This window comes from Hujiaoplasma nucleasis (genome assembly GCF_013745115.1).
Taxonomy (GTDB): domain Bacteria; phylum Bacillota_I; class Bacilli_A; order Izemoplasmatales; family Hujiaoplasmataceae; genus Hujiaoplasma; species Hujiaoplasma nucleasis.
Map to the genome: position 1 here is coordinate 426,987 of NZ_CP051151.1, position 12,693 is coordinate 439,679.

The 12,693-nt window shown below is 32.9% G+C and carries 7 protein-coding genes and 1 other annotated feature (1 of these 8 cut by a window edge); of the genes, 3 read left to right on the forward strand and 4 right to left on the reverse strand.

Annotated elements, in window-relative coordinates; genetic code table 11:
- Nucleotides 1-63: a sequence feature (ribosomal protein L21 leader region), on the reverse strand (it extends 12 nt beyond the left edge of the window).
- A 180-nt stretch (nucleotides 64-243) separates the two neighbouring features.
- The 3 genes from HF295_RS01910 (at nucleotide 244) to pulA (ending at nucleotide 6,659) form a co-directional block, all read left to right on the forward strand.
- Nucleotides 244-1,191 (forward strand): alpha/beta hydrolase, encoded by a 948-nt coding sequence (locus HF295_RS01910; RefSeq protein WP_312032160.1) that lies wholly within the window; start codon nucleotides 244-246, stop codon nucleotides 1,189-1,191.
- Nucleotides 1,192-1,269: 78 nt separating this feature from the next.
- A complete protein-coding gene (locus HF295_RS01915) occupies nucleotides 1,270-3,690 on the forward strand; it encodes a heavy metal translocating P-type ATPase (RefSeq protein ID WP_312032161.1) in 2,421 nt (806 codons plus the stop codon).
- A gap of 125 nt (nucleotides 3,691-3,815) precedes the next feature.
- Entirely contained in the window at nucleotides 3,816-6,659 is a 2,844-nt protein-coding gene (gene pulA / locus HF295_RS01920; RefSeq protein ID WP_312032162.1) for a type I pullulanase, read from the forward strand.
- 196 nt (nucleotides 6,660-6,855) lie between these two features.
- On the opposite strand, the gene HF295_RS01925 is transcribed toward pulA, so the two are convergent.
- From HF295_RS01925 to HF295_RS01940, 4 genes are all read right to left on the reverse strand, one after another.
- Nucleotides 6,856-8,556: an alpha-amylase family glycosyl hydrolase gene (locus HF295_RS01925; protein WP_312032163.1), complete on the reverse strand. Its 1,701-nt coding sequence runs from the start codon at nucleotides 8,554-8,556 to the stop codon at nucleotides 6,856-6,858.
- Nucleotides 8,557-8,559: 3 nt separating this feature from the next.
- The gene (locus tag HF295_RS01930; protein ID WP_376739679.1) at nucleotides 8,560-9,450 is read right to left on the reverse strand and encodes a sugar ABC transporter permease; all 891 of its coding nucleotides are present in this window, start codon (nucleotides 9,448-9,450) and stop codon (nucleotides 8,560-8,562) included.
- Nucleotides 9,451-9,521: 71 nt separating this feature from the next.
- On the reverse strand, nucleotides 9,522-11,111 hold the full coding sequence (locus HF295_RS01935) for a carbohydrate ABC transporter permease (protein WP_312032165.1): 1,590 nt from the start codon (nucleotides 11,109-11,111) through the stop codon (nucleotides 9,522-9,524).
- Between the two features lie 71 nt (nucleotides 11,112-11,182).
- Nucleotides 11,183-12,604 carry an extracellular solute-binding protein gene (locus tag HF295_RS01940; RefSeq protein ID WP_312032166.1) on the reverse strand — a complete coding sequence of 474 codons (1,422 nt, stop codon included), beginning with the start codon at nucleotides 12,602-12,604 and terminating at the stop codon, nucleotides 11,183-11,185.
- Nucleotides 12,605-12,693: the final 89 nt, after the last annotated feature.

Sequence of the window (12,693 nt, forward strand, 5' to 3'; positions counted from 1 at the left end):
ACTCGCCATCGTTGGTAGTTCTAAGAACGTTTGTGACCAATTCTGTGCGGTATGCATACGAAAGTATTATACACAATTTGTCTATTTAAGTCAACAAAAAACATTTGTTAATCATTTAATAATTTTAAGGGCATCCTAAGTCTTTTCTATGTCTGCTTTAAAATACTTAAAATATTGTATTTTAGACTTGTAAATACTTTTTTTTGGGCTACTTTATGATAGAATATTTACGGAGGTATGTCAATGAAAAATGAATATTATTTTTTAATTGGATTTACAATCATCATTGCTATCTATTGGTTTATTTCATATAAATTATATCGTAGTATTTTTTTTGCTTATAAAAACAAGCCTATTGACCTAGTTAACCATGAAGATGAGTTTTATCAGGCCGCTTATCAATGGTTTGAAACCATCCCTAAAGAGGATGAATACATTACTGCTTATGATTTCATTAAACTTCACGGTGTTTTTATTCCTTCACATGATAAAAAGTCACAAAAAGTCGCTATTGTCATCCATGGTTATCAGAGTAAGGCGACTGATATGATTATTATTGCTAAGATGTACTCTGATTTGGGTTTTAAAGTCTTAATCATTGACCAAAGAGGTCATGGTTTATCTGAAGGTAATTTTACATCTGTTGGCTATTATGAAGCTTATGATTTGAAAAAATGGCTTCATTTTATCACAAGAAATCACGGGGCTGATAGTCAAATTTTATTACATGGTGTATCAATGGGGGCTTCAACTGCAGCTATGGCCATGAAATTTAGAGAAGCAAAACAAGTTAAAGCTCTTGTTTTAGATTCTTGTTTTACAAACTTTAGAGATTCATTAGCCTTATCCACACGACAACCAATTTTAAGATTGTTTTTACCAGGCATTACTTTTAATACTAAGCTATTTTTGAAATTTTTCTTAAAAGAAGTTAATCCACTCAAGGCTATTAAAAAAACAGATATTCCTGTTTTACTTATCCATAGTGAAAATGATCGGGTTGTTACTCACGCAATGACTGAAACTATCTATACGTCAATAAAGAATAAAGACAAGGATTTATTGATTATACTTGGGGCCAAACATGCTAAAGGATTTGAAGTGGAAAAGCAGAAATATATAGATAAAGTCGTTGATTTAACCAGTAAAGTATTTAATATCAAGAAATCAGATATAAAATATATTCAATAACCACTTCGGTGGTTATTTTACAGTGATATTGTTATCAATAATATAGGTGCTTTGCTATAATGTTAATAGGAGGTCATCATGAAAAGACGATTTGTTGTAGAAGGCATGTCTTGCGCTTCATGTGTAAGTCATGTAAAAAAAGCTGTAGAAAAAATCGATGGAGTTAAAAATGTCGATATTAATTTAAATTTAAAAAAGATGGATGTTGAAATGGATGATTCTGTCAACAACGACAAAATCATTTCTGCAGTGAAGAGTGCAGGTTATCAGGCCACTTTAAAAATAGATACTAAAGATATTTCTATGAAAATTAAAGGCATTACGTGCGCTAATTGCGTAAAAACTATTGAAAAAGCCTTATTAAAAACAGAAGGTGTTGAATCATGTAAGGTCAATATGCTTCAAAACACTGCTTTAATCTCTTATGATCAAGACAAAATATCAATAAATGATATCAAAAAAGTCATTAAATCAGCAGGTTATCAAACTGAAGACATTAGTCACCATGAAGATGATTATACTGATGAAACTATTGAAAGAGAGAACAAAGCTAAACGTGTAGGCTTAATGGTTTCAATCGTTTTTACTTTGTTGCTATTATTTATTTCGATGGGAGAAATGATTGGTTTGGTATTGCCAAAATTCATGGATCCTATGCATCATCCAATGGTATTTGCTATTGTTCAATTAATTTTAACCCTTCCACCTATATATATCGGTAGAGATTTTTATCTTAAGGGTTTTAAAATGTTATGGAAAAGAACCCCTAACATGGATTCTTTAATCGCATTAGGTACGAGTGCTTCTATTATTTATAGTTTATACGCTATGGTTATGATTGCAAATACTGGCAATATGCATCACTTGTATTTTGAAACGGCTGCCACCATCCTTACATTAATCTTGTTAGGTAAGTATTTAGAGAACTTGTCAAAAGGAAAAGCTTCTTCGGCTGTAAGAGATTTATTGAATTTAACGCCTGATAAGGCGATATTAATCAATGATGATCAAGAAAAGGAAATTCTTGTTGAGGAAATTAATGTTGGCGATTTATTATTGGTTAAGCCAGGATCTAAAGTTCCCATTGATGGGATTATTATTGAAGGTTCGACTTCTATTGATGAATCCATGATTACTGGTGAATCTTTACCTGTCAATAAAGATGTTAATCAAATGGTTATTCAAGGTAGTCTTAATAACTCTGGCTTGATTAAAATAAAAGCCAAACGTGTTGGCAAGGATACTTCTTTAGCAAAAATTATAGACTTGGTTGAAAAGGCTGAAATGTCTAAAGCGCCTATTGCTAAATTAGCCGATCGTATCTCAAGTATATTTGTTCCAGCCATATTGTTTATTGCTATATTATCCATGGTGATATGGTTAATCGCAGGTCAAAGTTTGATTTTCTCATTAACCATTGCTATAACGGTTTTGGTCATCGCTTGTCCTTGTGCTTTAGGTTTAGCGACCCCTACTTCAATTATTGTTGGTACAGGCATGGCTGCTAAACATGGTATTATTTTTAAAGATGGTGAAACCATTGAGAACGCTCATAAAATTGATGCTATTGTTTTTGATAAAACTGGTACCCTAACAGAAAATAAACCGATTGTTAATGAGATCATTCCTTTAAATATGGAAGAGGATCAATTATTATCATTGATTTACTCTGCTGAAAAGAATTCAAATCATCCCCTAGCTAAAGCCATTCAAACTTATGTAAATACCCATCCAGTTCCAACTTTAGAATTTACTTTTCATAAAGAAACCCCAGGTAAAGGCATTGAATTTACTTATGAAAACAATAAATTCTATTTAGGAAGTAAGAAGTACTTAAAACAAATGGGTATTGATTTTAAGAAGTTACATATAAATGCCCCTAATAAATCTATTATTTATTTAGGGTCTTTGAATAAAGTTTTAGGATACATAACCATTAGTGATCAGGTGAAAGCTTCTGCTTTTGAAATGATTAAGAAAATTAATGAACTTGGCATTGAAACCCACATTTTATCAGGAGATAATTATGAGGCTACTGCCATGGTGGCTAATCAGTTGAAAGTGAAGAGTATCCATGCTAATGTTTTACCTGAAGATAAGTATAAGGAAATCATGAAACTTCAAAAACTTGGAAAAAAAGTTGCTATGGTAGGTGATGGTATCAATGATTCTATTGCTTTAAAACAAGCTGACATTGGGATTTCGTTATCATCATCAACTGATGTAGCCATTACTTCTTGTGATATTATCTTAATGAAAAATGATTTGTTAGATATTGTAAGAGTCTTAGAGATGAGTAAGAGAATCATTAGAAATATTAAGCAAAACCTATTTTGGGCTTTTGCTTACAACACTTTAGGAATCCCGTTTGCAGCTGGTATCGTATTTGCATTAGGAGGTCCACTATTAAATCCGATGATGGCTGCTGCGGCTATGTCACTAAGTTCAATCACTGTAGTCTTAAATGCACTGAGGATTAAAAAATATATTTATAAATAATAGTTTAGCTGATTCTTCAAGTAATGAAGCGTCAGCTTTTCTTATATTTACTTATATTATATAGGAATTTTAGGATAATTTGATATAATATAATAGTAAAATAAAATATTATATAGGAGGAAAATATGTTTAAAAAAATATTGACGGGAGCTTTCATGTTTACTTTAGCTTTTATGGTCTTGTCATGCTCTGTAGATCCTACGACGAATGAACCAACAACAAGTCTTAATACTACCGAAGAGCCAACAACAGAAGCTTTAACAGAAACGCCAACCACTCAAGTTACAACTGAAACACCAACCGATGAACCGACAACTGAACCTGTTTCAGCTATTAATAAAGTCATTGTCCATTATTATCGTTTTGATGATGATTATAGCCCTTGGTCACTTTGGATATGGCCTCATATTCCAGATAGTGGTGATGGAAAACAATATAATTTAACTCAAACGGATGATTATGGAGTCTATTTAGAAATTGATTATGCAACTAGTCCTATTGCTGGTTCAACCACCATTGGTGTCATTGTTGCTCAATTACCTTCTTGGTCGAAAAAAGATATTGGTATTGATCGGTTCATTGACTTAAGTAATGTCGATGAGGAAGGAAATGTTCACGTGTATTTAGTACAAAATACTGAAGAAATTTACTATGATGCTGATGAAGTTGATTTAGGCGATCGTATTAACTTTGTTCAATTTACAGATGAATCTGAAATCGAGTTTACATCAACAACAAGTGTTGTAGAATCACAAGTTAAAATTTTAAAGAACGATGTAGAAATAACCCTTTCTTCTTTCCAAATGTCTGGGACTGCTGGTGTCATTATGATTGATGAAGTCGTAGATTTAAATCAAAGATATCATTTAGAAATTGATTTTGGTAATGGAAACATTAAAAAATCTTTAATACGTTTTGATGGTTTTTACGATAGCGAAACATTTGATGAAGCTTTCTATTACGATGGTGAATTAGGCGCTATTTATAGTCCTAGTCAAACGATATTTAGACTATGGGCACCTATCTCTGAGTCAGTGACATTAAATCTATATTCTAAGGGTCATACAGCAAGTGAAATCGATTATGATGGTTTTGAAGGTGTCGATAACCCTTATGATTCGATTGCGATGACAAGAATTGAAAAAGGTGTTTTTGAAGTTACAGTTGAGGGAGATTTAGATGGTGTTTATTACACTTTCACTGTCAACAATGATGGATCAAGATATGAAGTTATGGATCCTTATGCTTATTCTGCAGGTGTTAACGGCAAGCGTGGTATGGTCGTTGATTTCTCTTCTACCAATCCTAATGGTTGGATTTATGGATCTAGACCTAATACTATGAATTCATATACAGACGCTATTGTCTATGAACTCCATGTTAGGGACTTAACAAGTCATGAATCTTGGAATGGCACGGAAGCTTATAGGGGTAAATTCTTAGGATTGACTGAACGAGGAACGACCTATAGTGGTGTTACCACAGGTTTAGATCACATCATTGATTTAGGTGTTACCCATGTTCAATTTGTCCCAATATTTGACCACGGTATCATTGATGAAACAAGATTAAATGATGAATCTTATTATGGTATCCATGATGGTATCTTTAATTGGGGTTATATGCCTGAAAACTTTAATGTTGTTGAAGGTTCTTATTCTACTGACCCATATAACGGTCATGTTAGAATTGAAGAGTTAAAAACAATGGTTCAAACCTTCCATAACAATGATATTAGAGTCATTATGGATGTTGTTTATAATCATACAGGTAAATCAGCTGATTCTAATTTTGATTTAATTCTTCCTGGATATTATTTTAGAATGAATTCTGATGGTACTTTCTCAAATGGTTCAGGTACCGGAAACGAAACTGCTTCGGAACGTTCTATGGTTAGAAAATATATGGTAGATTCACTTTTATTTTGGACTGAAGAATATAATATTGATGGTTTTAGATTTGACTTGATGAAACTTCATGATCTTGATACGATGAATGCCATTGTTGAGGCCTTACATGCCATTGATCCTACCATCATGATTTTTGGTGAACCATGGACTGGTGGAACCAGCTTGTTACCAGATAGCGAATCTGCATACAAAAACACTTTAAATCAAATGCCTGGTGTTGCTATCTTTAATGACAATACAAGAGATGCTATCAAAGGTACTGTATGGGGCGCTACTGCTCCTGGATTTGTCCAAGGATATTCTAACCCAAATGATAATTATGATAATCGTATCATATATGCTGTTGTAGGAGGAGAAAATCGAATTCCTACACAAATGGTCAATTACGTTACAGCACATGATAATAATACGCTTTATGATAAGCTTATGTTAAGTACCGATGATTTAACCATTGATCAAATAGAAAGAATGCAAAGACAAGCTAATGGTATTATCCTTACATCTCAAGGTATTGCTTTCTTGCATTCGGGTGTTGAAATCATGAGAACTAAACCTTGTGTACTAGGTGGTAATACTTGTGACTACCAGAACCTATATGATCATAACTCTTACCGTTCACCTGATGAAACCAATCAAATTGATTGGCAATGGAAAGTAGATTATTTTGAAACCTTTGAATATTATCAAACAATGATTGCTTTAAGAAAAGCTAAAGATGTCTTTAGATTATCTACAAAGGCTGAAGTTGATAATCAAATCACTGTTTTGAATGATGGGCAAGATGGTATTGTTGCATTTATCTTAAGAGATCCTAATGATTATTGGAAGACAACCTATGTCATCCATAATAATGGTAAAGAAGCTCGTACTTATAATTTACACGGAGATACGACTTGGAATTTAGTATTAGGTCTTGAAGCAGCTGAACTTAAAACAATTACAGATGACGGAAATACTTACTACACATTTGATATCTTAAATACTTATGCTGGTGGAACATCAATTGAACTTCAAGCAAATGATACTTTAATCTTATATAGCACTGAAATTGTAGAATAAGAATTTTCTAGCTTGATATATAATAATTAACAAAATCTTATAATTAAAAGAGATAAATTTCAAATTGAATTTATCTCTTTTTTCTTTATTCCATAATATTCTTTTCTTTTTCAGAAGATAATACACATCAATAAAAAGCAGCTAGATTGACTAGCTGCTTTATTAATGTATTTTCATTTTTCATGTATATTTTTGACTATTTTAATACTACGGATGTTCTTGGTCCAATGGTTAATGTTTGTCCATCCAGTGATGCCTGTGCCTGGCCAAGATAAGCAGATAATTGAGAAAACTCATAATCTGTATATTGACTTAAATCAATAGTGACTTGACCAAAACCAGTATTATGAAAAACACCAACCGTGGAATCTCCATAAGTGCTTAAAAATCCCCCAAAAGTAATCAATTCACTGAAATCAATCAAGGTATATTGGCCTCTAGCGATTTCAGGGTGGGCATTTCTAACCATAATCAACTTCTTATAATGATTATATAATGAATTAGGATCACCTATTTGATCTTGGACTGAACCATTAATTTGTCTATCTACGGTCCAAGTTGAACCAATTGGGTTTGTAACACTATCACCATCACCCCAATACATGGCTAAACGACGATTAGCATCGGTATTTTCAGTTGATCTCGATCCTAACATACCTATTTCTTCACCATAATAAATAAAAGGTGTTCCATAAGTTAAGATATATAGATTAGCAGCCATATGCATGGCATATTCATCAACCATTAAGAAACCCGCAGCCCTATTCATGTCATGATTGGATATGAAGGGTTGTAAAATTGCTTGAGGATTGACTTTCAATACATTGTTTTTATAGCGGTCTAAATATCTTACATAATCATTGACTGTTTCAAGGTTTTTAACTGTCATAGATACTGCACCATTTAATTGAGAAAAACCAAAATCAAAATTGTTAAAAGGCTCATAGTAAGGGTAAATATTTTCATCACTGTCCCACATTTCACCAACAACATAGGCATCTGATCTTTGCATATAGACTTGGTCCATAAACCAATTCCAAAAATCAATGTTCTTTTGGTGTTCTTCATAATATGGATATTTAACAGCATCTAGTCTAAAACCTTTGATTCCTTTATTAAACCAAAATTCAATAATTTGTTGAATTTCTTGTCTTACCAATAGACTATCTAAATCAAGTTCTGGCATACTTGATGAAAAGTTACCTTCATAGTAAAGTTCTCCATAGAAATGATGATAGGTTCTATTTGGCAATTTTTCCTCTTCTGTAACTAAAACATAATACTCTAAATAAGGATTATCTAAATCACCCTCTTTATAAGCATTTAAAGCGTTTTTAAACCATGGGTGTTGATTAGACGTATGGTTTAATACCAAATCAATAATGATATCAATGCCTCTTTGATTGGCTTCTGATACTAGGTTTTCAAAATCATCCATATTTCCATAAACTGGATCTATTGAAAGATAATTGGTTGTATCATACTTGTGATAACTTGGAGAAGGCATGATTGGCATCAGCCATAGGCCTGTTACACCAAGACTTACACCTGATGAAGCTTGACCATCATTTAGATAGTCTAATCGATTAATGACTCCTTGTATATCACCAAAGCCATCTTGATTACTATCAGAAAAAGAGCCAAGGAAAATTTCATAGTAAACTCTGTAGTTATCTTCTATCATCTTTGGAACAAGCCCTTCTTCTAGGATGTATTCACCCATTTCATTGGTTAATATTTCCGTTGAGATGGGTTGAGTAGTCACTATTTCTGTGGTTGGAATGTCTGTGATTGGAATATCTGTGGTTTGCATATCCGTTATTATTTGGTCTTGCCCACAAGATATAAGGGTAAATATCAAGATAAATAGACTTAAAATAAAAATCTTTTTTGTCATGAATTAACCTTTAACAGATCCTGAAGTTACACCTTCAACATAATAGCGTTGTAATGATAAGAATAATATTACAATTGGAATGGCAACAATAACCGATCCAGCAGCGAATAATGTAAAGGTGTTGGAGTCATTTTGTGAACTGTACATCCAATCGTACAAACCAATAGCCACAGTATGATTTTCAGTATTATCTATACCTAGAATTACTCTTGCAAAAATGAAGTCCATCCATGGTCCTATGAAAGTCATTAATGCTGTATAGATAATGATTGGTTTTGAAATTGGTAAAATAATGCTTGTGAATATTCTTGCATTGGATGCTCCATCGATTTTAGCGGCTTCTACAAGAGAATTCGGAATAATATCAAAAAACCCTTTAGCGATATAGAATCCTAAACCTGAACCTGCAGAATAGACAAGAACCAATGCATAAAGTGATCCTGTCAATCCAAATGCTTTTAAAACAAAATAAACAGCAATCATTGACATGAATCCAGGGAACAAGCCTAAAATAATCGCTACATTAAGTAGTAATTTACGTTTTCCAAATTTAATCTTACTCATAACATAAGCGACAGATAGTTGCATGAATGTGGAAATAATAAAGGATCCAATAGCAACCATTAATGTATTTAAGAACCAGCGTGGAAATAAAGTATTGGTAAATAATTCTTTATATACGCCTAGGCCAAAGTTTTTAGGGAAGTAATTTGATTGTACAATCCCTACCAACCCACCTAAATTGTTATACTCTTCTCTAAAAGAATGTAATACAATCCATAGAATTGGATACAACCATATGACGACTAAAGTTAATAATACAGCATAAGCAAGAGATGTCGATAGTATAGACTTTATTTTTTTCTCTTGTTTATAGTTTCTTTGTTTAGGCATTTTATTTTTAGAGTCCTTCATGCCAGCATGAAGCTGAGGATCTTGATGAGCTTGATTTACATTTTTATCCATCATTGGAAGGTATCCTCCTCTTTATAAGCTTTACTTCTTCGATAAGTGAGTAAGGTCGCAGAAGCTGTGATAATGAAGGTAAAGATTGCGATAACCGAACCAACATTATAATCTTTCTGGTCAATGGTCATTTTAAACAACCAGGTGACGAGCAAGTCTGTACCACCAGCATAGCCCTCTCCTCGTGGTCCACCACCTGTTAAGAGGTAGATGATGTTGAAACTGGTGATGTTACCTATAAAACTGGTAATTAAGTATGGTGTTGTCACGAATACAATATAAGGTACAGTAATAAATCTAAAGGCTTGAAATTTAGTAGCACCATCAATTTGAGCAGCCTCATAGGTGTCTTTAGGCACATTCATTAATATACCACTGGTCATTAACATGGTGTATGGTACACCAATCCATAAGTTAATGACTAAGACTGATATTCTGGCAGTTGTCACTGAATCAGCCCTATCTAAGAAAGCCATAGGTTCACTAAGAATACCAATGCTTTGTAATAATTCATTAAATGGTCCAGCAGTAGATATTAATTGTCTAACTGCCAATAAAGTAATAAACTGTGGTAATGCAATGGTTAAAACGAAGATAGTTCGCCATATTTTCTTAAGTTTAATTTCATGTTTATTAATTAATAAAGCCAGTAATATACCGCCAATATAATTGGTAAATGTGGCAAAGAATGCCCATACAAGGGTCCAAGTTAGAACTGGTATAAAATTAAGACCTATTTCACTTGAAGATTCAAATACAGCTAAGAAATTATCAAATCCTACCCAAGAGAAAAGCTGAGAACCAGCCACCATCCCTTTACCCCAATCAGTAAAGGCAATCAGTATCATGAAGATGGTTGGTATTAAGGTAAACAAAGAAACACCTATTAGGGTAGGTAGTAATAATAATATATGGAATCTAGTATCAAGTAAATCTTTTAAATCTTCTATAAATGTTTTCCGTTTTTTTCCGTTTTCTAAATCTTTTTGAACTTTATATGCGCTTTTGATATTGGCCAACCATGCATAAATCATTACAATGATGATGGCTATCATAAACACCCCAAATAACAACATTAACATTGAATTATCTGCGGCTCTAACCCCTGAAGCCCCTTCACCAGGATTGGTTCCTAAAGTAACTAAGTTAATCAATGATTTATAACCTAAAGGTGTTCCTGGATCTATAACCTCAGTTCCAATAGGTACAAAAGTCACTGGATCAAAAACGACTCTTTCAGAGCGATTAATTACAGGATTAGAAAAGAATAAGAATAAAAATCCTACCTGAATAGCTAAGAAAATAAGTCCTTTAATTATTTGTTTGTGATAAATGTTACCAAAGCCCATGAAAATATGAGATAACTTTGTCCCTAAATCACCATCTTTAAATCTTTCAAAAAAGCCATTCCATTTTTCTGCTAAGAACTTTCCTAGTTTGACCATTTTACTAGGAAAAGATTTGATGCCTATGTAGATGCCTTTGAAAAAGCCAATAAAAAATTGAATGATTTTTTTAAAGAAAGAAACAATCTTATCAGCGACTTTGTTGATAAAACTCTTATTATTTTGTTGATTGTTGTTAATCATAAACTTTCTCCCTTATAAATGGTAAAAACCACTGCTAATGATAAGCAGCAGTTTATACCCTTTTTATTTTATTAGTTATTGTTTCTCCAAATTGCTTCTACAATTTCCATTTGAGCTATAATTTCAGCATCTGTACTAAAAGCTCCATCAGTATTCACAAGAATATCGAATAATTTTTCAGGACCTTGTTTTTGATAATAATAGAAATTATAACGAGCATCTACACCAAATGGTTGAGGGATACCATGCTCGAACATTTTGATTTGAGATACAGCTAATAGAGTCAAAATATCATCGCCACTCATACCATCAAATTCAGTTATAGCATTTTTGTATGCAGGAAGTGTACCATTTTCTAAGAATGATGCTTCTTGAATACTCTTTTCAGTCATATAAGTTAAAATTGGTTGTAAGAATTGTAAATAAGGACTTCTTTTGTTCATAACAAACATCTTTGCATCAGCAAAAGTCCCTGATTGCATAACAGTTCCAGCTTCAATAGTACCATAAACATCATCAGCAGTTAAAGTATAAGTAGGAAGTACAGCAACACTTAAGTTTTCACCTAAAGCTGAAGTAGCTGCATTAAAATGCCATGAACCACCAACAATCGATAAGATTGCTTCATTAGCTAAGTCAACTTCCCAACCTGAGTCAGATGCTTCACCAGCACCATTAGGATCAGAGAAGAATCTTTGTCCCCATTTCATAATTGATATCATTCCATCATTAACAAGTTCAGTGTTGGTTAAAACCCCTCCTTCATAGATAGATACAGGCATTTCACCTGTTTCTGCAAATGAAGAAAGAACTAAGAATGAGTTGTTGAATCCATCAATACCTGTTACAGCAACAGCTTGTTTATTTAATTCTTTTGCTTTAGCCCATATACCTTCCCATGTTTTAACATCTTCTTCATTTAAATACTTGTTATTGTAATAAAGAACTAAAGATTGAGCTTCATATGGAACACCAAATACATAATCAACACCTTCAGAATCACCAGTAATAACTTTAACGATTTCTTCAGTATTTTGACTATTGATTTGATTCAATAGAGTTTGGTCAGTAATTGGCGAAATTGCAGGTGAACCAGCAATTAAACGACCTAAATTATCATGTGCTACAGATAAAATATCTGGACCAGCTGCAGGGTCATCTAGGAATACACCAGCTGCAGTACCACCATCAACAGCTCTAACTTCTATAGTGTGTGGATAATAATAAGGATACGCAGGGTTAGCGTTGTATTCATCAATATAATCATTGACGACACCTTGGTAAAACTCTTCAGATTCTACCCCTACCCAAATAACAATATTTCCACCATCGATATATGGATTTTCTTGTTTTTCTGTATAAGTTGGCACTTGTGTTTCAGTTGTCTGTTGGGTTGAATCACCTTCAGTTGTATTTGTTGGTTCATCAGATGAACAGCCTATTAGAGCTATAGCTGCTAAACCAAAAAGCATTAAGGTAAATATTTTTTTCATAATTCTCTCCTTCTTCTCTTATATTTTACATCTTTAATTTTACCACATTTTAAGTCAATTATGCAAGGTCAAGGACTAAAAAACACGGC